Below are 23,349 nucleotides of genomic sequence, written 5' to 3'. Positions count from 1 at the left end.
TCTGGCGTAAAGACAGGAATAGACATCAACATGGCTAACCCGCGTAGTAACCGTAAAAAGGTTAAAAAGCAGGTAGTGGATGCGATTGCGCATATCCATGCCTCTTTTAACAACACGATCGTGACGATCACAGACCGCCAGGGCAACGCTCTTTCTTGGGCGACTGCCGGTGGTTCGGGTTTTCGTGGTTCTCGCAAGAGCACCCCGTTCGCTGCTCAAGTGGCAAGCGAACGTGCAGCAACTGCTGCAGCCGAGTATGGTGTGAAAAACGTAGATGTACTGGTTAAAGGCCCAGGTCCCGGTCGTGAATCCGCCGTGCGCGCACTGAATGCCGCCGGCTTCCGCGTGCAAAGCATCGTAGACGCGACGCCCATTCCCCATAATGGCTGCCGTCCGCCTAAGAAACGCCGCGTTTAAGGAGACAGATTCATGGCTCGTTATATTGGACCGAAGTGCAAACTGTCTCGTCGTGAAGGCACCGACCTCTTTTTGAAGAGTGGTGTTACTCCCTTCGAGAAAAAGTGTAAATCCGAGCAGATCCCGGGTGTACACGGCCAGCGTCGTCAGCGTCTTTCAGACTACGGCTTGCAGCTTCGCGAGAAGCAAAAAGTACGTCGCATGTATGGCGTACTCGAAAAACAGTTCCGTAACTACTACAAAGAAGCCGCTCGCCTGAAAGGTGCGACCGGTGAAGTATTGTTGCAGTTGCTCGAATCCCGACTGGATAATGTCGTCTACCGCATGGGCTTCGGCTCGACTCGCTCTGAAGCGCGTCAGCTGGTCAGCCACAAAGCGATTTCCGTGAACGGCCGCACCGTTAACGTTGCTTCCTATCAAGTGAAGCCGGGTGACGTTGTTTCCATTCGCGAAAAGGCGAAAAACCAAGCACGTATTCAAAGCGCGTTGTCCATTGCGGCCAACCGTGGCGATATCGCTTGGATCGAAATCGACGCCAAGAAGATGGAAGGCACTTTCAAGGCTCTGCCTGAACGCGGTGACCTGTCTGCCGACATCAACGAAAACCTGATCGTCGAGCTGTACTCCAAGTAAGCAGTTTTCTGTTTCTTGTCAATCTGGTGCCGGTTTAACGCCCGCGCCAGATCTTACCGAGTACCAAGTATCCGTTTGGCAGCCTGAAAGGTGTTCATATGCAGCGTTCAGTGACAGAGTTTCTCCGTCCTCGCGACATCAAGGTCGAAGAAATCAGCGCACATCACGCCAAAATCGTGCTCGAACCGTTCGAGCGTGGTTTTGGTCACACCCTGGGGAATGCACTACGTCGCATTCTGCTTTCGTCCATGCCCGGCTGTGCCGTGGTAGAGGCTGAAATCGCCGGCGTCGAGCATGAATACAGTGCGCTTGAAGGGGTGCAGGAAGATGTCATTGAAATCCTCCTGAACTTGAAAGATGTTGCGATCAAGATGCACAGCCGCGATGAGGCGGTGCTCACGCTGAACAAGCAGGGCCCAGCCGTCGTCACCGCTGGCGACATTGCGCTTGATCATAGCGTCGAAATCGTCAACCCGGACCACGTCATTGCTCATGTCAATGAAGGTGCCGAGCTGAAAATTCAGCTTAAGGTAGCGCTGGGTCGTGGCTACGAACCGGCTGACGCGCGCGGCTCTGATGAAGAGTCACGTGCCATTGGCCGCCTGCAGCTGGATGCCACCTTCAGCCCTGTCCGCCGTGTTTCCTACTCGGTTGAGGCCGCTCGTGTCGAGCAGCGCACCGACCTCGATAAGCTAATTATCGATCTGGAAACCGACGGTACCCTGGATCCGGAAGAGGCTATCCGTCGCAGTGCGACCATCCTGCAAGAGCAGCTGGCCGCCTTCGTCGACCTGGAAGCTGATAAAGAACAGGAAGTCGAAGAGGAAGAGGATCATGTCGATCCAATTCTATTGCGCCCCGTAGACGATCTTGAGTTGACCGTTCGTAGCGCGAACTGCCTAAAAGCCGAGAATATTTACTACATCGGTGATCTTATCCAGCGCACAGAAGTTGAGCTGTTGAAGACACCGAACCTCGGTAAAAAGTCTTTGAATGAAATCAAAGATGTATTGGCGGCTCGCGGCTTGTCCCTTGGCATGCGGTTGGAAAATTGGCCACCGGCAAGCCTGAAGGACGACAAAGCCTCCGCGTGAGCGTCGACTTGAGTCCCAGTTTGGTAAGGAATTACAACCATGCGTCATCGTAAGAGTGGTCGTCATCTGAATCGCACCAGCTCGCATCGTCAGGCCATGTTCAAGAACATGTCTGTCTCGCTGGTCGAACATGAAGTCATTAAGACAACCCTGCCGAAAGCCAAGGAGCTGCGTCGCGTAATCGAGCCGCTGATCACCTTGTCTAAGCAGGATAGCGTTGCAAACCGTCGTTTGGCGTTTGCCCGCACGCGCTCTAAAGAAGCCGTCGGCAAACTGTTCAACGAATTGGGTCCGCGTTATGCCGAGCGTCCGGGCGGTTACGTCCGTATTCTCAAGTGCGGTTTCCGCACCGGCGACAACGCGCCTATGGCGTTCGTTGAACTAGTTGACCGTCCGGTTGTTGAAGAAGCCGCTGCAGAAGAGTAATCCTCTGCGCCAGGCCTCTTTGGTAGCGAATGAAAACCGACCCTCAGTGGTCGGTTTTTTTATGGGCGCATTTATCTTCTGTTTTCTACACTTAACGGCGTCTATTCTTCGTACTAATACCCTATACTCGGCCTATTATTAAATTGAGTAAGCGTCGCGTGCCGCTTGGGCAAGCCTTGTGTTGTAGCTTGAGTGTGGCATGGTAGTTAAGCAGCGGCAGGTTGGTTAAACAGCGATTCGAACTAGCGCATTGATAACAAGCAAGGGGCAGGTATGTATGCGAGGATAAAAAGCGCTGCCGGGGGAGCGTCGGCGATAGGGTTTTTGAGTATGCTAATGCTGCTCATACTTGCGATGGTCACTACTGCGCATGCCGACAACCCGCGCTATGCGGGTATTGTCGTTGATCTGGACAATGGCGAAGTGCTTTACGCCGAGAATATTGACGATCAGCGCTATCCTGCGTCGCTTACCAAAATGATGACGCTCTATCTAACCTTTGAAGCGTTAGAAGAGGGTACGCTGCGCTTGGACCAACCCTTGCCGGTTTCCCATTACGCTGCCGCCAAGCCTGCTGTCAAACTGTGGCTGGCGGCGGGCAGCTCAATTCCGGTGGATACCGCTATTCGCGCACTCGCGGTTCGCTCTGCCAATGATGTTGCCGCAGTGGTTGCCGAAGCCCTGGGCGGCAGCGAAGCCCACTTTGCCCAAATGATGACCACCAAGGCACGCGAGCTGGGCATGCATGCCACCACCTTTCGCAATGCCTCTGGCTTGCCGGATGACGGCCAAATCACCACCGCGCGGGATATGCTCACGCTTTCGGTACGCGTGATGCAGGACTTCCCCCAGTACTACCACTACTTCGGCCTGCAAGAGTTTACCTACCGCGGCACCCGGCACACCAGCCACAATCGATTGGTGCGTGACTACCCAGGTGCCGATGGCCTAAAAACGGGGTTCATTCGCGCCTCTGGCTTTAACGTGGCCACTACCGCAGTGCGCGGTGATCGGCGGCTGGTGGGCGTCGTCATGGGTGGTTTTTCATCCCAGTCCCGGGATACCCATATGGCCAATCTGCTGGATCGTAGCTTCTTGCGTGCGTCGCTACGCGACCAGCAAAGCTGGATGGGTGACACCAGCTTCTCGCGGGAATTTATGGCCTTTGCACCCCCTGCTCAGCCGGTGGCACCACAGCAGCCAGCGCCACGCCAACCCCTGCTGGCGGTGGTCGAAACGTCAACATTGTCACCATCGAGTAACTCTACCCCCTCAACGCCGGTTGTCGATCTTGAAGAACAGCTAGCCGATATCGTCACCATTCAGCGCCCAACGCCGGCAAGCGAAGATCCACAGCCCGACCCACTTCAAGCGTTCATTGAGCGTGAACGCAAGATGGCCTCTGTCAATGAAACGGGCGGCGGCTGGGGGGTGCAAGTGGGTGCTTTCAGTCGTGAAGCCCAGGCACGGCAATTGGCGCAGCAGGCGGCTCAGCGGATTGCACAGACTTTAGGCGGACGCATTGCTGTAGACACGGTAGAGGGCCAAAACCCGGTTTATCGCGCCCGGCTAATGGCATTGGACGAGCAGCGCGCTCGCCAAGCGTGCCGTGAGCTGCACTCCCAAGGTATGGACTGTATGGTCGTTAACGCCAGCTTGTAAGGGGGTGGGCCGTCATCACCCCGCCAATGGTTAATTGGCGGGGTTTTTCTTTTTTGGCACTTTGTATTGACCAGTGAACAGGGAGATCGCGGTGACAACCTCGCTGAAAGGCATACTCTGCATGTGTTTGGGCGTTCTTTTCCTCGCCCTAGGCGACGCTGTTTCCAAGTGGTTAGGTGAAGTGCACTCGCCACTGCAGATTATTTTCTTCCGTGCCTTGATATCGCTACCGCTGATTGCGCTGCTTGCCCATTTTGCCGGTGGGTTACGCAAGCTGCGTACGAAACGGCCGGGCGTCCATTTGCTGCGCGGATTGATTTATACCGCCACCATGGTCTGTTTCGTATGGGGGCTAACGCTGCTCCCCCTGGCGGAGGCCACGGCGATTGCCTTTGTGGCGCCGCTGTTTGTGACCCTGCTTTCGGTGCCATTGTTGGGTGAGCGCATTGATCCACCGGTGCTGATCGCATCCTTGGTGGGGTTTGCGGGGGTGCTGATCGTGGTGCGGCCCAACGGCGATGCGTTTCAGATGGGCGCGCTGGTATTGGTGGGGGCGGCGCTATTCTATGCGCTGATGATGATTACCGCCCGGCGCTACGGCGCCCGCGAACACCTCTGGGCAATGCTGTTTTACATGACCTGTGTGCCGCTGGTGGTGACCGCGCTAACGCTGCCATGGGTGTGGCAGACACCCCAGCCGTGGCACTGGGTAGGCTTTTTCGCCTCCGGAATATTGGGCGTTGCGGCCACCGCTTTCATCACCTTGGCCTTTCGGTTTGCTCCTGCGGCCATCGCCGCGCCGTTTGATTACACCGCTATGCTCTGGGCGGTACTGCTGGGCTGGTGGTTCTGGGGTGAAATGCCGGATCTCTGGGTCTGGGTAGGCAGCGCCTTGATAATGGGCAGCGGGTTAGCGGTGGCGTATCACGACCGTAGGACAACCCTTAAACGTCGTCCTACCGCTTAACTGACGTCACTCTACCGCCACTTTTTGATCTAGGTCACGGAAGCGGTGAGCTTGCCAAAACGGCGGATTTGGGCTGGTTATAATCCTGGCCTTTCATCGCAGTCCGCTGCGAGCCATCGTCCTGATCACGGTGACTGTCTATGCAAGCCCCCGAACGACTGAAGCAAGCTCCCGAGCTCCTTTCCCCTGCGGGCACCTTCAAGAACATGCGTTACGCCTTTGCCTATGGGGCCGATGCGGTCTACGCAGGGCAGCCACGCTATTCTCTCAGGGTGCGCAACAACGATTTTAAAATTGATAACTTACATCGTGGTATCGAGTATACCCATGCCCGAGGCAAGCAGTTTTACGTTGCCTCCAACATTGCCCCTCACAACAGCAAACTGAAAACCTACCTTCAGGATATGGCGCCGGTGATCGAGGCAGGGCCCGATGCGCTGATTATGTCGGATCCCGGTTTGATTATGATGGTTCGTGACCGCTGGCCGGATCAACCTATCCACCTCTCAGTGCAATCGAACGTCGTCAACTGGGCTGCCGCCCAATTCTGGCAGCGGCAGGGTATCAGCCGCATCATTTTGTCTAGGGAGCTATCACTGGAAGAGATCGGCGAAATACGCGAACAGTGCCCAGGCTTAGAGATCGAAACCTTTGTTCACGGCGCACTGTGTATCGCCTATTCAGGGCGTTGCCTGCTGTCGGGTTATTTCAATCATCGCGACCCTAATCAAGGCACCTGCACCAACGCGTGTCGCTGGAAATACAACACCATAGCGGCAACCCACGATGACACGGGCGACTTAATAGCCGCCCAAGGAAGTGGTAGCGCTGCGGCCGGCAGCCCAGACGAGCTTTCGGCGCTGATTGAAGACGTTTCCCGCCCTGGCAAGCTGATGCCTGTGCATGAAGATGAACACGGCACCTACATCATGAACTCCAAGGATCTGCGCGCGGTGCAGCACGTGGCTCGACTGACGCAAATGGGTGTGGCGTCACTAAAGATTGAAGGACGCACCAAGTCCCATTACTACGTCGCGCGTACAGCGCAAGTTTATCGCCAAGCCATTGATGACGCCGTCGCTGGGCGCCCCTTTAACAAACGGCTAATGGATGAACTTGAGAACCTGGCGAATAGAGGGTACACCGAAGGTTTCTATCAACGCCATGTGCACGGTGAGTTCCAAAGCTATGAGCAGGGGAACTCGATCGGCGTTCACCAACAGTTCGTCGGTGAAGTGTTGGGTTTCGATCCGGCTCGTGGCAGGTTGGAAGTCGAGGTTAAAAATCGCTTTGAAGTGGGGGATGGCATGGAGCTGATGCTGCCAGGTGGTAATCACCGCTTCGTGCTTGAGCATATCGAGAACTTGCGAGGTGAAGCGCAGAGCGCAGCACCTGGTTCTGGGCATCGCGTGCGAATCCCCGTTCCCAAGGTCAGCATTACCCCTGAACAGCTTGAGTTTGCGCTGTTAATGCGTGATCTCAAGCCTTCCAGAGCAGCACAACCTGAATCGTTAGGGGTAGCGATCAGCTAAACGCATAAACGTCCATCGCAAGCACACCGTGCTCTACGCTGTGGTGCAGCTGTTTTGCGTCGCCTCCTGCCCCCATGGCCACCAGCAATGGCTGAAAGTGTTCAGGGGTCGGGTGGTTCTCCTGCGCATAGGGTGCGCGCTCCCAGCTAAGCAGCGCTTCACGATCATTGGCGATAAGGCGCTCGCTTACCCAAGTGGCAAATTCATCTACCCAGGCGGGCACAGGGCTCTCCTGGGGCATGATTTCATACAGGTTATGGGTCAGGCTGCCCGAGCCGATCACCAAAATCCCCTCTTCCCGCAGAGCCGACAGGCGCTCGCCCAGCGTGGCCAGCTCCGCATTGCTCCAGCGCACCGGAAGCGACAGCGAGACAACCGGCACATTGGCGTCAGGAAACATCAGTGAAAGGGGCACCCAGGCGCCGTGATCCAGGCCGCGCTCTACCCGCTCGGCGCCCAGTAACACGGCCAGCCGTTCAGCCAGTTCCGGCTCACCCGGGGCAGGATACTGGCACTCGAAAAGCGCCTGTGGGAAGCCGCCAAAGTCGTGAATGGTTTCTGGCTTGGCGCTGATGCTGACCTTGAGCGCCAGGCTCTCCCAGTGCGCTGAGACCACTACCACCGCCTTGGGCGCAAGCTGCCTACCCAGTTCGCGTAGAAAGGCATGAGCCGGGGTTTTATTGAGGGCCAGCATGGGCGAACCATGGGAAATAAACAGGCTAGGTAACATGAGTGAGTCTCCTCAGCAGCATGGCCAACGCTGGCGGTAAGCAAGCGCTGGCAATAGGGTTAGGCGATAGTTTTAGGTGTTAGGCGAATCGGTTGCTTAACACCCAGCGGCCGCTGCCCAGGCCCGCTTGCACGATTAACGCCAGCGTCCAGAACACCGGGAATTCCCAACCGCCGCCGGTATTTGAGAACATCCAGCCGTTGCCAAGATGCACCCAAGCAGCGCCGAGCAGTACCGGCACCAGTGCCAGGCTCACCCAGCGGGTGTAAACACCCAGAATCAGGGCGGCTCCACCGCCCACTTCCGCGGCAATGGTCAGGTAGGCCAGAAACCCTGGTAAACCCAGTGATTCAAAATAGCCGACGGTGCCCGGTAGGGTAAATACAAACACCTTGAGCAAACCGTGAGCAAGGGCCATCACACCCAGTGCGACGCGCAGTAGCGAGATGGCCTGGGGTTGTAAAGAGTGCTGTACAGAGGGCTGTAGAGAGGGGGCAGAGTGAGTATGCGTTGTCATCGTAGTAGCTTCCATCGAGTGGTTGATGACGCTACTTTACAGCCGGATAAGATCGAGATAATCAGCGTATTTTGCACATCACTGTTGCGTAATGGGCGACAATCCAATGCTCTGTTCCCAAACTGGCGGATCGCCCCACGCCTCGGTGAGCAGGTCGATGAAGCGCTCCACCTTGGCGGGCAGGTAGCGCCGGGCGGGGTAGAGGGCATGAACATCGAGCCGTACCGCTGGCTCATTGGTCAAGATGGGCACTAAACGCCCGCTGGCGATACTCTCTGTGACCAGAAAGCTGGGCTGCTGAGCGATGCCCAGGCCAGCTTCCGCGGCGTGGGTGAGTACATCGCCGTTATTGCTTTCCAGTGGGCCATTGACCGTCAATGACTGCGTGGCAATCTTCCAGTCAGCGCTCTGTTGGCCGCTGCGGTAGCGTAGGCAGTGGTGCTTGGCAAGGGCTTGAACGCTGTCGGGTTCACCGTGGTTGGCAAGATATTCAGGCGATGCGCAAAACAGTAGGCGGCAACGGGTCAGGCGGCGCGCCACCAGGCTGGAGTCGGGCAGGCTGCCGATACGGATCGCTACGTCGTAACCCTCTTCAAGCAGGTCGACACGGCGGTCGTTCAAATCCAGGCGCACTTCCAGCGCCGGGTGGGTATGCATAAACTGGGCGACGAGTGGCGCCAGGTAGCGGGTGCCAAAACTCATCGGCCCATTAACGCGCAGCCGCCCACGCACATCGCTGGTACCTTGGCCCACCTCGGCGGCGGCCTCATCGAGCGCTTGCAGTATCCCTTGGGCGCGGACTAGATAGCGTTCTCCGGCCTCAGTGAGATGTAGTCGTCGCGTGGTGCGTTGTATCAGTCGCGCGCCCAATGTCTCTTCCAGTGCCATGACTTGGCGGGATACGCGAGTGCGGGAAATATCCAGCGCTTCAGCAGCGCGGGTATAGCTACCCAACTCGGCTACCCGCACAAAAGCGACGATATGCTCTAACTGATTCATGACGCCGAATCGGCTTGGAAAATCTGAAAAGCGCGCGCTGCCTGGTAAGGGTCGGGCTGGCCACAAATGGCCGATATCACCGCTAAACCGTTCGCTCCCGCGCGCTGTACGCTAATCGCATGATTCGCTTTCAGCCCACCAATGGCCACGCTGGGCAGTGGGCACGCCTTGACCAGCGCCGCTAAACCGCCAAAGCCGATGGGCTGGGCGTGATCTTGTTTGCTCTCGGTGGCAAACACGGGGCCAATCCCGACATAATCGAGTAGCTCAAACGGAGAGACTTGCAGCTGGGCGATAGTATTGATCGACAGGCCGATAATCGCTTGCTCACCTAGTACCCGGCGCGCTTGCTGAACGGCAGCGTCGCTCTGACCGACATGCAGGCCATCTGCCTGGCTTTCTAGTGCCACCTGCAAACGATCGTTAATGATCAGCGGGACTCCGGTGCCTGCCAGAAGCGCTTTTAACCGTTTGGCTTGGGCAATCATCTGTTCATCGCTGGCATGCTTGTCACGCAACTGCACGGTGGTGACTCCGCCTTTTACCGCTGCCTCAACCGTTTGTTCCAAACCATGCTCTCGGCAGAGCGTGGCATCGGTGACCAAGTAGAGCGATAGATCAAGCGGCATGGATTGCCTCCAGTTGGGCATAAGTAGTGAGGTCGTCAGGGGTGAGTTGATACAGCGCATCCAGCAGTGCCACTTGAAAGCTACCAGGCCCGTTGGCGTGGCTGCCCGCACGCTCTCCTGTGACCGCAAAGCAGGCCAGCGCGGCTGCCGTTGCACCCAGTGGGGCGTCGCGGTTGGCAGCCACAAATCCCGCCACTAGCGCGCTCAGCCCACAGCCAAGCGTTGTTACGCGGGGCATCAAAGGATGGCCACCGTTAATGCGGTAGTGCTGTGTGCCGTCCGTCACCCAGTCGCTTTCACCGGTCATCGCGACAATACAGCCGTGTTTTTGCGCTAATGCTATTGCAGCGTCCACGGCTTGGTCGGTGGCGGCTGTGGCGTCCACGCCGCGGCCTTGGCTAGCTAAACCGTTAAGGGCAAGAATTTCAGACGCATTGCCACGAATCACGCTGGGTTTAGCGGCCAGCAGCTTCGCGCACAGCGTTTGGCGATAGCGCGTGGCGCCAACGGCGACGGGATCTAATACCCAGGGAATGGCATGCTGATCGGCAGTCGCTGTGGCGGTGAGCATAGCGTCAGCCCAGTGGGCAGAGATCGTACCGATATTAATCGACAGCCCCGCGGAGATAGCCGTGAATTCAGCCACTTCTTCAGGCGCATGCAGCATGGCGGGCGACGCGCCGGTGGCTAACAGCAGGTTGGCAGTGCTGTTCATGGCCACATAGTTGGTCATACAGTGAACCAGCGGTGTCACTGAGCGTAGCATCTCAAGGTAATCGCCAAGCGGGCGTAGGGTCATAGCATCCTCCCGGCAGGGAGGTGGTAAGCGTTACCACGACTCCCTACGCCGGTGTTATCCGGTTCAGGTTCAAAGGGTGCTTCTCAGCCCAACCGTAACGGAGGGCGCCCCTGTCGAGGGATTACTATCCTTGCCTGAAGTAGCCCTGTAAAGCCCCGGATGCGGACGATAGCAATCTAACGAAACGAAATACGCGTACCGTAGGTAAGCATTTCATCAGGTGTCATCGCTTTACCCTCGACCCCAATCATCTCGTCACCACACTGGTCGGCGAAGGTTAGCACGCCGTGGGTCAAGCCCAGTTGGCCCAGGGTATCGCGGATTTCGCCCGTGCCCAGAAAAGTACTGACGTGGCCCTTGTTATCGCTCAGCTCAGACACGCCGTTAGCATGGTGAAAACGCACTTTGTAGATTCCATCCATCGACTCGACTTCAACAATCGGCGAAAAACCGTTGTGAAGCGCATTGGAAAGCTGTTTTAGCGTCAGGTGGTCACCCAGCGTCATATCGATCGCACTCATGGAAAACTCCTGTGGACGCCTCAAAGGTGGGGCATCACTCATGTTGCGGGAACTGCTTTTTGTAAAGCTTATGAAGAATAAGTGTAGGGTTTTTGTTTAGTATTGCCAGTGCGCTTATCGGTACCTCGATACGACACTGCCTACGTGCTTGTAAGGGCTGTTATTATGGCCATAAAGCCCCCATGGTAAGCGGTACGTGAAGCTCAATGGATTCAATGATCAACATCAGCGATAGGAGAGCAAAATGAGTTTTCAAGGCGAGCAGCATCCCGGCGTCGTGGCTACGCCGCCCCAAACTCAAGGGTTTCGTTTAAACCACACCATGCTGCGGGTGAAAGACCCTGAGCAGGCATTGGCGTTCTACTCAAAAGTGTTTGGTATGCAGGTGATGCGGCGGCTGGATTTCGAAGAGATGCAGTTCTCGCTCTACTTCCTGGCCAACCTGGAACCCAGCGACAGCGTTCCGGACGATGCACAAGCGCGTACCGCCTGGACGTTTAGCCAGAAAGGGCTGCTGGAGCTGACCCACAACTGGGGGACTGAAGACCAGGAAGATTTCGCCTATCACGATGGCAATGCCGAACCCCAGGGCTTTGGGCATATCTGCTTCAACGTACCGGATTTGGCAGCGGCCCAGGCGTGGTTCGACGAGCATGACGTCACCTTCGTCAAACGCTCCGATCAGGGCAAGATGAAAGATGTTATCTTCGTTAAAGACCCGGACGGCTACTGGATCGAAGTGATTCAGGCAGACCTGATGGTGGGGAAGAGCGACTCTTGAGGCACGCCAATGGCTGAACTACTGTTCCGGCTGCGCCATGTGACCGACGAAGAGGCCATGGAGGTGCGTGACCTGCTCGCTGCCCATGGCTTTGATACCTATGAAACCCAGGCGGGCTTTTTCCGCCTGGGCGTTGACGCGATTTGGCTGCGCAATCCACATCAGCACGACGCTGCCATCGCGGCGTTAGAGGCCTACCAGGCGGAGCGCCTTGAGCGCGCCCAACGCGAGCACCAGGCGGCGGTTGAGCGGGGTGACGCGGAGACGCTGTGGCGTCGTTTGGCCGCTCACCCGGTGCAGGTCGTGTTAGTACTGCTAGCAGTGGGGCTTATTGCCGCCCTTACGCTGCTGCCGTTCCTGGGTATGTCGCGAAGCTAAGCGGCTGGCAGATGGCCGCGTTTGAGGTACATCATGACGCCATCATCACCGGCGGTAAGTGCCGGAGCAGAACCGCTGGGGTAGCGGCACCAGGTGCCTGCCGTGTAACTCTGCTCGCTATCGCTCAGTGTGCCTTCCAGAATCAAAAACTCCAGCCCGCCCAGCAGCGTGGGGTAGGTAATGGAGGTGCCCGCCGACCAGCGCTCCAGGCTGGTGCGCTCCTGCTTGTAGGTGTGCAGCATTTTATAGGCAATGCGCGGGCGTCGATCAGGCTGCCAGGGCAGCCGATGCGCTGGCACTGCCAACTGTAGCGTGTCGTTGGGGTCAAACTGGTGCAGTTTGACAAATATCAGCGCGCCTTCCTCGCCAATTTGCGGGGTATGGCCGGTGCCAATGGGGTTTCTTAAGTAGCTGCCCGCCGCGTAGCGCCCATGCTCATCGGCGAACACGCCTTCCAATACCAGAATCTCTTCGCCGCCGCCGTGGGTATGCCGCTCAAACTTTGTATTGGGGGCGTAGCGCACAAGGCTGGTAGCGCGAGCAACTTCATCACCAATCCGGTCAAACATCATGCGCTCTACCCCCGCGCTGGGGGAATCGACCCACTGATACTCTTCCGGGGTAACACAGGCAAAGTGGCTAAAATCGGCGTTTAGACGCATGGGAAAGGGCTCTTCGCAGTGAAGGTAAGTGACGGGGGAGGGTGCTAGTCTCCTTATCGACAGCAAAAAATGCAACTTTCGGTTGTTTGATCTTCGTTATATCGCCATAAAAAACACCCCAACCATTGGATGAATATCCAACGATTGGGGTGCAGTTCATGAAGGCGGCATCAGGTTGTCTGGCTGCTTGCTTAGGGCGCTTCAGTCAGCTTGGTAAGAATATGGTGTGCAGCTTCGATGCGCGCCTGATTGGGGTAGTTGCGGTTAGCCAGCAGCACAATGCCGATTTGCTCGCTGGGTACAAAAGCCACATAGCCGCCAAAGCCGTTGGTAGCGCCGGTTTTGTTATAGAGCGCTTCCTGCCTGGGGGCTAGCGGTGGGGTTAAGCGGTTGGCAGGGTTGGGCTGCAAAATCATCTCAAGCGAGTTGCCTGCCAGTAACTGATCGAGTGCCACCGGGTAGGCATAGCTTTCCCACCCCAGTCCTTGGGTCATATTGCCGACCTCAAAGTACCCCGTGCGCGTAGCGGCCAAGGCTTGGCTTAGTGGCTCATTAAGCTCAGCACCACTCATATTGGCTTCCACCAGCGTTAGTACGTCTGCGGCAGTCGATTTCAATCCGTAGGCCTGGGCATCCAGCATGCCTGGGTTCACCCGAATGGGTTCATCCTCTTTAGAGTAACCGTAGGCATAGTTCGCCTGCTGCGCTTCAGGCACCTGAAAGTAGCTATGCTCAAGCCCTAACGGGGCAAACAGCGCCTCCTCCATCGCCATCTCGAAGGGCTGACCAAGGCTTTGTGCGGCGAGATAACCGAACAGGCCCAGGCTCGGGTTGGAGTAGAGCCGATGGCTGCCAGGGGCGGATTCAGGTTGCCACTGGCGATAGTAGTCGATCATTGCCTCTTCGCTTTGAACCGACTCAGGGAACTGCAGCGGCAGCTCGCCCGCGGTGTAAGTGCCCAGTTCCAGCAGTGTGACCTCATCGAAGGCGCTGCCTTCCAGTTCAGGCAGGTAGCGGCTGGCCGGGTCGGAAAGCGAGAGGGCGCCGCTAGCCTGGGCATAGCCAGCGAGTGAAGCCGTGAAAATCTTGCTGACAGAGCCGAGTTCGAACAGCGTCTCATCGGTGACCGGAATCCCCGCTTCTTGATTAGCGAGGCCATAATTAAAGTAGTGCTGCTGGCCGTTAATGCTCAGCGCAATCGCCATGCCTGGAATACGGTGCTCGGCCATCAAAGGCGCGATAGTATCGTTCACCAGGGCCTCAATATCGGCGCTTTCAGGCGTGCCGGAAGCCCATGCAGAGCCGTTGAGTAGAAGCGAACCTGTCATGATAAGGCCGCAGTTTGCTGCTAACATCTTACGCATACCAAAATCCTGTTGTGATTAATACCAAGAGAGGGCGGAGAGTTATTTCCAGATGCAAAGCCTGTGACAGGGGTTAACTTACGGCGCGCTGCGGCAATTCACAAACAGCGATATTTTGCATAAGCCATTAGAAAAATTTGGGGGTCAAGTTGGTGCGTCCCTACTTGCCGTTGAAGGCGCTGCGCGCGTTTGAGGCGTCGGCCAGGCATTTAAGCTTTACTCGCGCGGCAGAAGAGCTTCATGTGACCCAGGCGGCGGTAAGCCACCAGGTAAAGCTGCTCGAAACGCTGTTGAAGGTGCCGCTGTTCAAGCGTTTGCCCAGGGGGCTAATGCTTACCCAGGAGGGCGAGCTGCTGCTGCCGGTATTGAAGAGTTCATTCGACCAGATAGCCCACACGCTGGAGCGGGTGGGCGAGAGCAGCTATCGGGAGGTATTAAACGTCGGCGTGGTGGGGACTTTTGCCGTCGGCTGGTTGCTGCCGAGACTGGGAGACTTTCAGCGCCAGTACCCTTACGTCGATTTACGGCTCTCCACCCATAACAACCGCGCGGATATTGCCGGCGAGGGGCTGGATTTTGCGATCCGCTTTGGCACAGGGGCCTGGCATGGCACCGCGGCGCAGCCGCTACTACCGGCGTCACTCTCGGTAATGTGCATACCTGATATCGCAGCGCGGCTTAACACCCCAGCCGATGTGCTGGGGGAAACCTGGCTGCGCTCTTATCGCGCTGATGAGTGGACAGAGTGGCTATTGGCGGCAGGGCTACCACGCAGCTTTCCGATGACCAACAGCATTGTGTTTGATTCTTCCATCGCCATGGTGGAAGCAGCCCTACAAGGGGCAGGCGTGGCGCTGGCGCCACCGCTGATGTTTCCCCGCCAACTAAACAGCGGCGCACTGATACAGCCTTTCGACACCGCTGTTAGCCTAGGCGGTTACTGGCTGACTCGCCTGCAGACACGCCCCGAAACCCACGCTATGGCGTCCTTCCGGGAATGGCTGCTCACGGCCATTAATGCCTGAGCAGCACTATTGACGTTAACTGCTTAGTGGCTGTGACCATGATCATCGTGGTCGTGGTCGTGGTCGTGGTCGTGGTCGTTATGACCCGGCTGGGCCAACGCGTCGTGCAGCACATGGGCATTGTGGCGCATCATACCCAGATAAGTGCTAGCTTCACCCTCTGCTGCCAGCGCATCGGCGTAGAGCGTGCCCGCAATGGGCAGGCCGGTCTCTTCGGCGAGCTGGGTGATGATCGATTGGTTGGTCATGTTCTCGTGGAACAGCGCCTTCACGTTCTCCTGCTCAATCACATCCACTAGCGCCGCCATGCTGGCGCCACTGGGGTCGGCTTCCGTGGAAAGCCCTACCGGAGAGAGGAAGGTCACCCCGTAGGCGCTTGAGAAGTAGCCAAAGGAGTCGTGGCCGGTAATCACGCTGGTGGAGGCCGGGATCTCGTCAATCAGCGCACGAATCTCGTCGTCTACCTCGGCCATTTCCTGTAAATACTGCTCCGCATTGGCGCGGTAGGCATCGGCGTTATCGGCGTCGGCGGCGATTAAGCCATCGCGGATATTGGCGATATACACCTCGGCTTGGTGCATATCCTGCCAGGCGTGAGGATCTTGATTGCCATGGTCATGCCCCGCGTGCTCATCGGCATGCTCTTCGTGGTCATGGTCGTCGTGCCCATGGTCGTGCTCGTCATGATCATCATGGCCGTGCTCTTCATGTGCAGCGAAAGAGAGCGGTTCAATACCATCGGTCGCGGTGACCATCGGCCCGTTGTAGTCGCTGGCGCTAATCAGGCGCTCCATCCAGCCCTCAAACAGCAGGCCGTTGAAAACGACTAAATCGGCATTGGCCAGGGAGCGTGCATCGCCGGGGCTGGGGGAGTAAACGTGGGCATCGCCATCGGCAGCCACCAGCGGGGTCACCTCGACATGCTCGCCGCCTACGTTTTCCACCATATCCGCCAGGATAGAGAAACTGGTCACCACCTGCACGCGCTCATTAGCCATGGCAGCAGGCAGCGCCAGCAGCGCGGAAACACCGACTAACCAGCGCGAAGGCCGAGATGATAAATAGGCAAGCGACATACAACACTCCTTACGATAAGCATGAAGACTGATAATTAAGCCCCTTGCTCCACTTCAAGCGGCGTTGTTTTACGCCGCAGCTTGGCTGCCAAGCTGTGGTAGCGACCAAACAGGGCCGAAAAGAGATAACCGAACCCCGCCAGCAGAATAATGCTCGGGCCAGAGGGGATATCCAGATGAAAAGAGAGCAGCAGGCCGCCGGTGCTCGCCACCATGGCCAGCACAATCGCGATGCCGATCAAGCCCTCCAGGCGTTTGCTCCAAAAGCACGCCGAGGTGGCGGGCAGCATCATCAGTCCCACCGCCATTAGCGTACCCAGGGTTTGAAAGCCGGCGGTTAGGTTCAGCACCAGCAGGCCCAGGAAAACGCTGTGTACCCAACCGCTGCGGCGGCTTTGGCCACGTAAAAACAGCGGGTCCAAACACTCCACTACCAGGGCGCGAAACACCACTGCCAGGGTCAGCACAATCAGCGTACTGATGCCCGCGATTAGCAACAGCGCGGTGGAGTTGATCGCCAGAATCGAGCCGAACAGCACATGGGTAAGGTCAACGCTGCTACCGCCCAGCGAAATCAGCATCACGCCTGCGGCCAGCGAGATAATAAAAAAGCTCGCCATGGCGGCATCTTCGCGCTGGCCGCCCATTTTCGAGACCGCCCCCGCCAGCAGCGCCACCATTAACCCAAACAACACCCCGCCAATACTCATAATCGGCAGCGAAAAACCTGCCAGCAGGAACCCCAGCGCGACGCCGGGCAGAATCGCGTGGGCCATGGCATCGCCAATCAGGCTCATGCCGCGCAGCACCAAAAACACTCCCAGCGGCGGTGCAGCCAACGAAAGCGCCAAACCACCCACTACCGCGCGGCGCATAAAGCCGTAATCGAACGGGCTGACAAACCACGCATTAAGCAGATCCAGCATGGCGTCCTCCCATGGTAAACGGAGCGGGTGCGTGTTGATGGGTCAGCGCACTGGGCGCCACCCAACGGCCATGGCCGCCGTTTAGCATCAGCACTTCATCGGCCAGGCGGCGCAGGTGATCCATATCGTGCAGCACGACAATGATCGTCGCGCCGTCGTCCGCCATTTGACGCAGGATGCGGATCAAAATATCCACGGTTTCGCTATCCACGTTGGCAAACGGCTCATCAAGCAGCAGTAGCTCGGCTTCCTGCATTAGCGTACGGCCGATCAGTGCACGCTGGCGCTGGCCACCGGAAAGTTCGCCCAGCGGGCGGTGGGCCAAGTGCGAAATACCCAGCCGCGCCATAATCTCGCGGCCTTTACGGTAGTGCCCTGCACAATAGCCGGTTAACGCGCCGTGGCTGGGCCAGCTGCCGGTCATGACTAACTCTTCCACACTCATCGGGAAGGTGAGATCCAGCGCCAACTGCTGTGGCAGCCACGCCCGGCGCTCTTTCGCGACGGTGCAGACCACTTCGCCGCTAATAGGCCGAAGTTCACCCATAATGGCCTGAATCAGCGTGCTTTTACCGGCGCCGTTAGCGCCGATCAGCGCGGTAATCGCACCCGGCTTAAAGTCGCCCTCGATATGTTCCAGCACCGTGCGGCGCGCCTGGGCCAAGTGCAGGTTGTGCAGCTGTAAGCGTGATAAAGAGCGCTGACTCATTCTAACCACCCGCTAGCCCAAACCACCAAGCCCCACAACGCCAATAGCGGCACGGCAACAAACAGCAGCCGTTTAACAGCCGATAGCGACATCAAGGAGAAGTGACAGGGGCCCTCCTTGTTATGGCGGTGCGTATGCTCACTCATCAAGCGGCCTCGTATAATTTCAAATAGGTTATAACATAACGTTTGGCAAAGCCAAAAAATTGCTGAGTATTTTACTCGTTCACGCCGCGCTAGCAACGATAAAGCGCTAGCGGAAAACCGTCGCCAGCGCTTTAAAGGAATAACCGTAGGGTGTATCAATAGCGCCAGGTAGCACCCAACTGCTGCGGCGCTACATGCAGCGCGTATTCACCGGGGATAGTGATCGGCCCCAGCGAGAGATTGGCGGGTTGGAAGCGATTAATCGCAGAAGACGCCTGATTCGGCTGTGTCCAAATTTGTAGCTCATTCACCAGCATGCCGGTAACAAAGTTGATAGCACCATCACTTTCTCTGCCATCGGCGGCAATCACTGCACCCGCCACGCCATTCACCACGAGTGAGCTCACCCGGGCACCCCAGCCGCGCCGCTCACGCTCTGCCTGGGCGAGCTGCAAGCCTAGCGCCTGTACGCCGCTTAAATCGCCACTGGCTTTCAAACGCTCATATTCGGCCAGTGTCTCGGGGTGCGGCTGGCGGTCGGTCAGCATACCACCCAAGGCCAGCGCTGATTTCACCACACCCACCCGTGCATCAAAGCGGTCATCCGGATCGCTCGCCTCGCTGGATTGGTAAGCGTTTACCGCCAGGCTGGTGGCGTAAATGCCCGTCCAACCCCACTGCCAAATATTAGCGTGGCGTGCGCCGTCCTCAAACACATCATCGTACTCACTCCACTGTCCCTCGGTTTGAGCCTGGACGTGTAAAGAGACAGGCAGAGTGATCACCAAGGTGGTAACCAGCGCGGCAAAAAGACGAAAAGCATGCATGGTGAAGTGCCTATATAGGGGGAGCAGTCGCGCTAAGCGTAGCACGCAAAACAAATGAGACGTGGGGGGATTCAGGGGTGGCGAAGTATGATTAAGGTCAATGGTGCTGCGGGGTGAAGGATGGTTAGATGGGGGAAGACGATAATCAGGAGCACCGCATGGATGACTTTTCGCCCAGTGACCTAAAAACCATTCTTCATTCCAAGCGTGCCAACCTCTATTACCTGCAGCATTGCCGGGTGTTGGTGAACGGTGGCCGAGTGGAGTATGTCACCGATGAGGGCAGTAAATCCCGATACTGGAATATTCCCATTGCCAACACCACCTCGATACTGTTGGGTACTGGCACCTCGATTACCCAAGCGGCTATGCGCGAATTGGCGAAAGCTGGGGTGCTGGTGGGGTTTTGTGGTGGGGGCGGTACGCCGTTATTTGCCGCCAATGAGGTTGATGTGGATGTCGCCTGGCTGACCCCGCAAAGCGAATACCGGCCCACAGAGTACCTGCAATATTGGGTGCGTTTCTGGTTTGATGATGTAAAACGCCTGGATGCCGCCCGTGCATTTCAGCAGGCGCGTTTGGCGCGTATTGAATCGCTGTGGACAAGCCGCGTGATGAAAGACGCTGGTTTTAGTATTTCCACCGATCACCTGCATAGCGCGCTGAACCACCACCGTGAAGCAATCAACAAAGCCCCCAGCACCGTTGACCTACTGACCCTGGAAGCGCGTTTAACCAAAACGCTGTTTAAGCTGGCGGTTAATGCGGTCGACTACGGCGACTTCACCCGTGCCAAACGCGGTACCGGCACCGATCCTGCCAACCGCTTTCTCGATCACGGCAACTATCTTGCCTATGGTCTGGCGGCGACCGCCACTTGGGTGTTGGGAATACCCCATGGGCTTGCGGTGCTCCACGGTAAAACCCGCCGGGGCGGCCTAGTCTTTGATGTGGCGGACTTAGTGAAAGACGCGGTGATTCTGCCTCAGGCGTTTATTTCCGCCATGCGTGGTGATGAAGAGCAGGAGTTTCGCCAAGCCTGCATCGAGCGCTTAACCCGCACCGAATCCCTCGATTTTATGATTGATACCCTCAAAGACGTCGCCCAAGCGCTGGGGAGTGGAGAAGCATGAACGTGCTGTTGATTTCCCAGTGCAACAAGAACGCCCTGAAAGAGACGCGCCGCATACTCGACCAGTTTGCCGAACGCCGGGGCGATCGCACTTGGCAAACACCGATCACCCAGGCCGGGTTGGATACGCTGCGCAAATTGCTGCGTAAGAAAGCGCGTAAGAACACCGCCGTTGCCTGCCACTGGATTCGTGGCCATGACCACAGCGAATTGGTGTGGGTGGTGGGGGATGCCTCGCGGTTTAATATCCAGGGCGCAGTGCCGACCAACATCACTGCCCGCGATATTCTGCGCAGTCGTGATGAAAACGATTGGCACAATGGTGAAGATATCCTTTTGCTCACCGCGCTGGCTGCGCTACTGCATGACCTGGGCAAAGCCTGCGACGCCTTTCAGCAGCGGCTAAAAGGCAAAGTAGAAGGGCGCAACTTATACCGTCATGAGTGGATATCGCTGCGCTTGTTCCAAGCGTTTATAGGCAGTGACGATGACGCTACTTGGTTGGCGCGCCTCGCGGAAGGCGACTATCAAACGCAGGACTGGTTAGGTGGATTGGAGCGCGATGGAATAGACGCTCCTACCTCGGCAGTGTTCAGCCGATTACCGCCGCTGGCGGCTGCGCTGGGTTGGCTGGTGCTTAGCCACCACCGGCTACCTTTAAAACCGCCGGAAAAAGTTGGCGAAAATGAAAGGCGCTGGGGCAGAGGAAACGCACCACTTCAGGCAGAACAACTGGGCGGATTGTTTGCTTCCATTCATGCCGAGTGGAACGAGATTCCTGAAACGCAAGACTCTAAACGCATCGCGCCCTACTGGCAGTTCAAGGCCGGATTGCCCGTTAGCACCCCACGTTGGCGTGATCGTGCTAAAAAGCTTGCCACGCGGTTACAGGCGCGACTGCAAAATGGCGAGCACTGGTTGGAAAGCCGCTACGTTATGCACTTAGCCCGGCTTAGCTTAATGCTGGCTGACCACCACTACTCTAGCCTGGAAGACCTCCAGCATCGCGTGCGCGGCGAGCCCAACTACCCGCTGATTGCCAATACCGTGCGCAAAACCGGCAAGCCCAATCAGCTATTGGATGAGCATATCCTGGGAGTTGAAAAACATGCCGCCGCGGTCGCCCGTGCGCTACCCAGCGTTGACAGCCACTTACCACGTCTAGCGCGCCATAAAGGCTTCCGTAAACGCAGCAGTCACCCACGGTTTCGCTGGCAGGATAAAGCCTTTGATCTGGCCCAATCGCTTAGGGAACGTAGCCAACGGCAGGGCTTTTTTGGCATCAATATGGCATCCACCGGCTGTGGTAAAACCTTAGCGAATGGCCGCATTATGTACGCGCTGGCCGACCCCCAGCAGGGCGCGCGCTTTAGCATAGCCCTAGGGCTGCGCACCCTAACTCTGCAAACTGGCCAAGCATTACGTGACCGTCTGCATCTAGGCGAAGATGAACTCGCCGTGCGGGTAGGTGGCAGTGCGAATCAAGCCCTGTTTGAGCACTACGAGCAGGAAGCCGAAGCTAGCGGCTCGGCATCCAATCAGGCGCTGATAGAAGAAGATGCCCACGTGGTGTTTGACGGCAATTTTGATAGCCACCCCGTGCTGCGTCGTTTGAGCGATGAGCCGGGCACCCGCGCGCTGATTGCCGCCCCCATTTTGGTATGTACCGTTGATCATCTTGTGCCTGCCACGGAGAGCACCCGGGGCGGGCGTCAAATCGTGCCCATGCTGCGCCTAATGAGCAGTGACCTAGTGCTGGATGAGGTCGACGATTTCGATATCAACGACCTGCCTGCGCTTACCCGGCTCGTCAATTGGGCTGGGCTGCTAGGTTCACGGGTACTGCTTTCATCGGCCACCTTGCCTCCTGCGCTGGTGGAGGGGTTGTATGAAGCCTATCGTAGCGGTCGTGAAGCCTTCCAACGCCACCGCGGCGAGCCGGGATTAGCGACCGATATTTGCTGCGCTTGGTTCGACGAGCACGACCGGCAGCATCACAACTGCGCCAGTAGTGAAACTTTTCAGGCGGCTCACAACGCCTTTGCCAAGCGTCGGTTAGAGCGCCTAGCCAAAAGTCCAGTACGCCGCCGGGCGGATATTTTAACGTTACCATCGCTGGGAAAACGCCCCGAAGAGATCAGGCCCGCGATAGCGACCCTGCTGCGCACTCATGCGCAAACACTCCATGAGCAGCACCACACGCTTGATCCGTGTACAGGCAAACGCGTCAGCTTTGGCCTTATTCGTATGGCCAATATCGACCCCTTGGTGGACGTAGCCAGAGCACTTTTTCAGCAGGGCGCCTCTGAAGGTGTACGGCTACATCTGTGCGTCTACCACTCCCGCCACCCCTTGGTCATGCGCTCAGAAATTGAACGCCGGTTAGATAAAACACTGCAACGGGCTGAGCCAGATCGCGTATTCCAGCAGCCGGATATCCGCCGCCTGATGGATAGCAGCGAAGAGAACGACCACCTGTTTATTGTGCTTGGCTCGCCGGTAACGGAAGTGGGTCGCGACCACGATTATGATTGGGCGATTGTTGAACCGTCCTCCATGCGTTCGATTATTCAGTTAGCGGGCCGGGTGCGCCGTCACCGTGAGCAGGCCTGCGAGGTGGCGAATATTCTGCTCCTTGAGACCAACCTAAAGCACCTGGAGCGCGGGGATGAACCCGCTTTTCATAAGCCAGGCTTCGAAACGAAGATGGCCTGGCGTCTTAATAGCCACTCACTTAACACACTTCTTACGCCAGATGAGTATCAGGTGATCGATGCACGCCCCCGCGTGCTGGCGCGAGAAACGCTCCACGCCAAAGATAGCCTGGTAGACCTGGAGCACGAGCGGCTGCACCAATTGATGATTGAGCAGCCCGCCGAGCCGTTAACCAAAAAAGAGCTACGAATCGGTAAAACCCCCAAGCCACCGCCCTTGGGAGCCTATAGCTGGCATGGGATGCCGCAACTGCATTTAACCGGTGTATTGATTCAGCGTGACCCATTTCGCAAGCAGCTCGAACCCGAGATAACGCTAGCGCTGTTGCCGGACGAGGGCGGCGAAACCTGGACGCTACATCGCGTAGACGATGGCGCAAGGCGAGGCGAAAAGCTCTACGTTCCGGTGGAAGAAAGCCTGCTGGTGCGGGTAAACCTAGCAAAAGAGCAGGGTGAGCGGATTCAACCCTGGGGTGCAAGTGATTACCTAACGGCGCTGGCTGACTTAGCGGAAGACCTGGATATCTCCCTTGATCGCGCCGCGCGTACCTTCGGCACGGTAACCGCCTCGGCTAGAAACCAGCGGTGGGGGTATCACCCGGTGTTGGGATTTTGGCGGAGCAAATGAAGGCCGGTGATAGACACCGGCCCGCTGCCTGGGCGGCAGCGCACATTACTCTAAT

At 57.3% G+C, this 23,349-nt stretch carries 25 protein-coding genes and 1 riboswitch; of the genes, 12 read left to right on the top strand and 13 right to left on the bottom strand.

Features of this window, described 5'->3' with window-relative positions:
* The first annotated feature begins 30 nt into the window (after positions 1-30).
* The 7 genes from rpsK (at position 31) to trhP (ending at position 6,731) form a co-directional block, all read left to right on the top strand.
* On the top strand, positions 31-417 hold the full coding sequence (gene rpsK / locus HALA3H3_RS06860; RefSeq protein ID WP_007111985.1) for a 30S ribosomal protein S11: 387 nt from the start codon (positions 31-33) through the stop codon (positions 415-417).
* A gap of 12 nt (positions 418-429) precedes the next feature.
* The gene (rpsD, locus tag HALA3H3_RS06855) at positions 430-1,050 is read left to right on the top strand and encodes a 30S ribosomal protein S4 (RefSeq protein ID WP_008959152.1); all 621 of its coding nucleotides are present in this window, start codon (positions 430-432) and stop codon (positions 1,048-1,050) included.
* Positions 1,051-1,148: 98 nt separating this feature from the next.
* Complete coding sequence (locus HALA3H3_RS06850) at positions 1,149-2,144, top strand: DNA-directed RNA polymerase subunit alpha (protein WP_009288137.1); 996 nt, start codon at positions 1,149-1,151, stop codon at positions 2,142-2,144.
* A 39-nt stretch (positions 2,145-2,183) separates the two neighbouring features.
* Positions 2,184-2,570: a 50S ribosomal protein L17 gene (rplQ, locus tag HALA3H3_RS06845; RefSeq protein WP_008959150.1), complete on the top strand. Its 387-nt coding sequence runs from the start codon at positions 2,184-2,186 to the stop codon at positions 2,568-2,570.
* 330 nt (positions 2,571-2,900) lie between these two features.
* Positions 2,901-4,232 (top strand): D-alanyl-D-alanine carboxypeptidase family protein, encoded by a 1,332-nt coding sequence (locus HALA3H3_RS06840; protein ID WP_053856922.1) that lies wholly within the window; start codon positions 2,901-2,903, stop codon positions 4,230-4,232.
* Positions 4,233-4,323: 91 nt separating this feature from the next.
* Entirely contained in the window at positions 4,324-5,199 is an 876-nt protein-coding gene (locus HALA3H3_RS06835) for a DMT family transporter (protein ID WP_022520861.1), read from the top strand.
* A 140-nt stretch (positions 5,200-5,339) separates the two neighbouring features.
* Positions 5,340-6,731: a prephenate-dependent tRNA uridine(34) hydroxylase TrhP gene (trhP, locus tag HALA3H3_RS06830; protein WP_022520860.1), complete on the top strand. Its 1,392-nt coding sequence runs from the start codon at positions 5,340-5,342 to the stop codon at positions 6,729-6,731.
* Here trhP and HALA3H3_RS06825 read toward each other — a convergent pair.
* The 6 genes from HALA3H3_RS06825 to HALA3H3_RS06800 all read right to left on the bottom strand — a co-directional run bounded on the left by HALA3H3_RS06825 (position 6,724) and on the right by HALA3H3_RS06800 (position 10,926).
* Positions 6,724-7,461, bottom strand: coding sequence for a DODA-type extradiol aromatic ring-opening family dioxygenase (locus HALA3H3_RS06825; RefSeq protein WP_022520859.1), 738 nt, complete (start codon positions 7,459-7,461; stop codon positions 6,724-6,726). The genes trhP and HALA3H3_RS06825 overlap by 8 nt on opposite strands.
* A gap of 79 nt (positions 7,462-7,540) precedes the next feature.
* Positions 7,541-7,978, bottom strand: coding sequence for a DoxX family protein (locus HALA3H3_RS06820; RefSeq protein ID WP_022520858.1), 438 nt, complete (start codon positions 7,976-7,978; stop codon positions 7,541-7,543).
* Between the two features lie 78 nt (positions 7,979-8,056).
* Complete coding sequence (locus HALA3H3_RS06815; protein WP_022520857.1) at positions 8,057-8,977, bottom strand: LysR family transcriptional regulator; 921 nt, start codon at positions 8,975-8,977, stop codon at positions 8,057-8,059.
* Complete coding sequence (gene thiE, locus HALA3H3_RS06810) at positions 8,974-9,606, bottom strand: thiamine phosphate synthase (RefSeq protein ID WP_022520856.1); 633 nt, start codon at positions 9,604-9,606, stop codon at positions 8,974-8,976. Before thiE ends, HALA3H3_RS06815 begins: the two co-directional genes overlap by 4 nt.
* Positions 9,596-10,405 (bottom strand): hydroxyethylthiazole kinase, encoded by an 810-nt coding sequence (thiM, locus tag HALA3H3_RS06805; RefSeq protein ID WP_022520855.1) that lies wholly within the window; start codon positions 10,403-10,405, stop codon positions 9,596-9,598. Before thiM ends, thiE begins: the two co-directional genes overlap by 11 nt.
* A gap of 23 nt (positions 10,406-10,428) precedes the next feature.
* Positions 10,429-10,527: riboswitch (TPP riboswitch) on the bottom strand.
* Between the two features lie 54 nt (positions 10,528-10,581).
* Positions 10,582-10,926 carry a hypothetical protein gene (locus HALA3H3_RS06800; protein ID WP_022520854.1) on the bottom strand — a complete coding sequence of 115 codons (345 nt, stop codon included), beginning with the start codon at positions 10,924-10,926 and terminating at the stop codon, positions 10,582-10,584.
* A gap of 244 nt (positions 10,927-11,170) precedes the next feature.
* Between HALA3H3_RS06800 and gloA the strand changes: the two genes are divergently transcribed.
* Together gloA and HALA3H3_RS06790 are read left to right on the top strand one after the other, a co-directional pair.
* Positions 11,171-11,707 (top strand): lactoylglutathione lyase, encoded by a 537-nt coding sequence (gloA, locus tag HALA3H3_RS06795; protein WP_009288132.1) that lies wholly within the window; start codon positions 11,171-11,173, stop codon positions 11,705-11,707.
* A 9-nt stretch (positions 11,708-11,716) separates the two neighbouring features.
* Positions 11,717-12,085: a DUF6164 family protein gene (locus HALA3H3_RS06790; RefSeq protein ID WP_022520853.1), complete on the top strand. Its 369-nt coding sequence runs from the start codon at positions 11,717-11,719 to the stop codon at positions 12,083-12,085.
* Here HALA3H3_RS06790 and HALA3H3_RS06785 read toward each other — a convergent pair.
* Together HALA3H3_RS06785 and ampC are read right to left on the bottom strand one after the other, a co-directional pair.
* Positions 12,082-12,747: a cupin domain-containing protein gene (locus tag HALA3H3_RS06785; protein WP_022520852.1), complete on the bottom strand. Its 666-nt coding sequence runs from the start codon at positions 12,745-12,747 to the stop codon at positions 12,082-12,084. The genes HALA3H3_RS06790 and HALA3H3_RS06785 overlap by 4 nt on opposite strands.
* A 191-nt stretch (positions 12,748-12,938) precedes the next feature.
* Entirely contained in the window at positions 12,939-14,111 is a 1,173-nt protein-coding gene (ampC, locus tag HALA3H3_RS06780) for a class C beta-lactamase (protein WP_022520851.1), read from the bottom strand.
* A gap of 152 nt (positions 14,112-14,263) precedes the next feature.
* Between ampC and HALA3H3_RS06775 the strand changes: the two genes are divergently transcribed.
* Entirely contained in the window at positions 14,264-15,136 is an 873-nt protein-coding gene (locus tag HALA3H3_RS06775) for a LysR family transcriptional regulator (protein ID WP_269318634.1), read from the top strand.
* A 23-nt stretch (positions 15,137-15,159) separates the two neighbouring features.
* Here the strand turns inward: HALA3H3_RS06775 and HALA3H3_RS06770 are convergent, their stop codons facing one another.
* From HALA3H3_RS06770 to HALA3H3_RS06755, 5 genes are all read right to left on the bottom strand, one after another.
* On the bottom strand, positions 15,160-16,212 hold the full coding sequence (locus HALA3H3_RS06770) for a metal ABC transporter solute-binding protein, Zn/Mn family (protein WP_022520849.1): 1,053 nt from the start codon (positions 16,210-16,212) through the stop codon (positions 15,160-15,162).
* 35 nt (positions 16,213-16,247) lie between these two features.
* Positions 16,248-17,138 (bottom strand): metal ABC transporter permease, encoded by an 891-nt coding sequence (locus tag HALA3H3_RS06765; protein ID WP_022520848.1) that lies wholly within the window; start codon positions 17,136-17,138, stop codon positions 16,248-16,250.
* The gene (locus tag HALA3H3_RS06760) at positions 17,122-17,847 is read right to left on the bottom strand and encodes a metal ABC transporter ATP-binding protein (protein ID WP_022520847.1); all 726 of its coding nucleotides are present in this window, start codon (positions 17,845-17,847) and stop codon (positions 17,122-17,124) included. Before HALA3H3_RS06760 ends, HALA3H3_RS06765 begins: the two co-directional genes overlap by 17 nt.
* The gene (locus tag HALA3H3_RS27095; protein ID WP_022520846.1) at positions 17,844-17,993 is read right to left on the bottom strand and encodes a hypothetical protein; all 150 of its coding nucleotides are present in this window, start codon (positions 17,991-17,993) and stop codon (positions 17,844-17,846) included. The genes HALA3H3_RS06760 and HALA3H3_RS27095 overlap by 4 nt, the downstream gene beginning before the upstream one ends.
* Positions 17,994-18,148: 155 nt before the next feature.
* A complete protein-coding gene (locus HALA3H3_RS06755; protein WP_022520845.1) occupies positions 18,149-18,820 on the bottom strand; it encodes a hypothetical protein in 672 nt (223 codons plus the stop codon).
* A 128-nt stretch (positions 18,821-18,948) separates the two neighbouring features.
* Between HALA3H3_RS06755 and cas1f the strand changes: the two genes are divergently transcribed.
* Complete coding sequence (cas1f, locus tag HALA3H3_RS06750; protein ID WP_022520844.1) at positions 18,949-19,953, top strand: type I-F CRISPR-associated endonuclease Cas1f; 1,005 nt, start codon at positions 18,949-18,951, stop codon at positions 19,951-19,953.
* A complete protein-coding gene (gene cas3f / locus HALA3H3_RS06745) occupies positions 19,950-23,294 on the top strand; it encodes a type I-F CRISPR-associated helicase Cas3f (RefSeq protein WP_022520843.1) in 3,345 nt (1,114 codons plus the stop codon). The genes cas1f and cas3f overlap by 4 nt, the downstream gene beginning before the upstream one ends.
* The last annotated feature ends 55 nt before the right edge of the window (positions 23,295-23,349 follow it).

Source organism: Halomonas sp. A3H3 (assembly GCF_000982975.1).
Classification (GTDB): Bacteria; Pseudomonadota; Gammaproteobacteria; order Pseudomonadales; family Halomonadaceae; genus Vreelandella; species Vreelandella titanicae.
Note: the sequence above shows the minus strand (reverse complement) of the source record. Positions and strands in the feature narration are given on the sequence as shown.

What these genes read in the sequence shown, in the direction of transcription:
- rpsK (WP_007111985.1), top strand. Translation starts at nt 31, where the DNA reads ATGGCTAACCCGCGTAGTAACCGTAAAAAGGTTAAAAAGCAGGTAGTG.
- rpsD (WP_008959152.1), top strand. Translation starts at nt 430, where the DNA reads ATGGCTCGTTATATTGGACCGAAGTGCAAACTGTCTCGTCGTGAAGGC.
- HALA3H3_RS06850 (WP_009288137.1), top strand. Translation starts at nt 1,149, where the DNA reads ATGCAGCGTTCAGTGACAGAGTTTCTCCGTCCTCGCGACATCAAGGTC.
- rplQ (WP_008959150.1), top strand. Translation starts at nt 2,184, where the DNA reads ATGCGTCATCGTAAGAGTGGTCGTCATCTGAATCGCACCAGCTCGCAT.
- HALA3H3_RS06840 (WP_053856922.1), top strand. Translation starts at nt 2,901, where the DNA reads ATGCTAATGCTGCTCATACTTGCGATGGTCACTACTGCGCATGCCGAC.
- trhP (WP_022520860.1), top strand. Translation starts at nt 5,340, where the DNA reads ATGCAAGCCCCCGAACGACTGAAGCAAGCTCCCGAGCTCCTTTCCCCT.
- HALA3H3_RS06825 (WP_022520859.1), bottom strand. Translation starts at nt 7,461, where the DNA reads ATGTTACCTAGCCTGTTTATTTCCCATGGTTCGCCCATGCTGGCCCTC.
- HALA3H3_RS06820 (WP_022520858.1), bottom strand. Translation starts at nt 7,978, where the DNA reads ATGACAACGCATACTCACTCTGCCCCCTCTCTACAGCCCTCTGTACAG.
- HALA3H3_RS06815 (WP_022520857.1), bottom strand. Translation starts at nt 8,977, where the DNA reads ATGAATCAGTTAGAGCATATCGTCGCTTTTGTGCGGGTAGCCGAGTTG.
- thiE (WP_022520856.1), bottom strand. Translation starts at nt 9,606, where the DNA reads ATGCCGCTTGATCTATCGCTCTACTTGGTCACCGATGCCACGCTCTGC.
- thiM (WP_022520855.1), bottom strand. Translation starts at nt 10,405, where the DNA reads ATGACCCTACGCCCGCTTGGCGATTACCTTGAGATGCTACGCTCAGTG.
- HALA3H3_RS06800 (WP_022520854.1), bottom strand. Translation starts at nt 10,926, where the DNA reads ATGAGTGCGATCGATATGACGCTGGGTGACCACCTGACGCTAAAACAG.
- gloA (WP_009288132.1), top strand. Translation starts at nt 11,171, where the DNA reads ATGAGTTTTCAAGGCGAGCAGCATCCCGGCGTCGTGGCTACGCCGCCC.
- HALA3H3_RS06790 (WP_022520853.1), top strand. Translation starts at nt 11,717, where the DNA reads ATGGCTGAACTACTGTTCCGGCTGCGCCATGTGACCGACGAAGAGGCC.
- HALA3H3_RS06785 (WP_022520852.1), bottom strand. Translation starts at nt 12,747, where the DNA reads ATGCGTCTAAACGCCGATTTTAGCCACTTTGCCTGTGTTACCCCGGAA.
- ampC (WP_022520851.1), bottom strand. Translation starts at nt 14,111, where the DNA reads ATGCGTAAGATGTTAGCAGCAAACTGCGGCCTTATCATGACAGGTTCG.
- HALA3H3_RS06770 (WP_022520849.1), bottom strand. Translation starts at nt 16,212, where the DNA reads ATGTCGCTTGCCTATTTATCATCTCGGCCTTCGCGCTGGTTAGTCGGT.
- HALA3H3_RS06765 (WP_022520848.1), bottom strand. Translation starts at nt 17,138, where the DNA reads ATGCTGGATCTGCTTAATGCGTGGTTTGTCAGCCCGTTCGATTACGGC.
- HALA3H3_RS06760 (WP_022520847.1), bottom strand. Translation starts at nt 17,847, where the DNA reads ATGAGTCAGCGCTCTTTATCACGCTTACAGCTGCACAACCTGCACTTG.
- HALA3H3_RS27095 (WP_022520846.1), bottom strand. Translation starts at nt 17,993, where the DNA reads ATGAGTGAGCATACGCACCGCCATAACAAGGAGGGCCCCTGTCACTTC.
- HALA3H3_RS06755 (WP_022520845.1), bottom strand. Translation starts at nt 18,820, where the DNA reads ATGCATGCTTTTCGTCTTTTTGCCGCGCTGGTTACCACCTTGGTGATC.
- cas1f (WP_022520844.1), top strand. Translation starts at nt 18,949, where the DNA reads ATGGGGGAAGACGATAATCAGGAGCACCGCATGGATGACTTTTCGCCC.
- cas3f (WP_022520843.1), top strand. Translation starts at nt 19,950, where the DNA reads ATGAACGTGCTGTTGATTTCCCAGTGCAACAAGAACGCCCTGAAAGAG.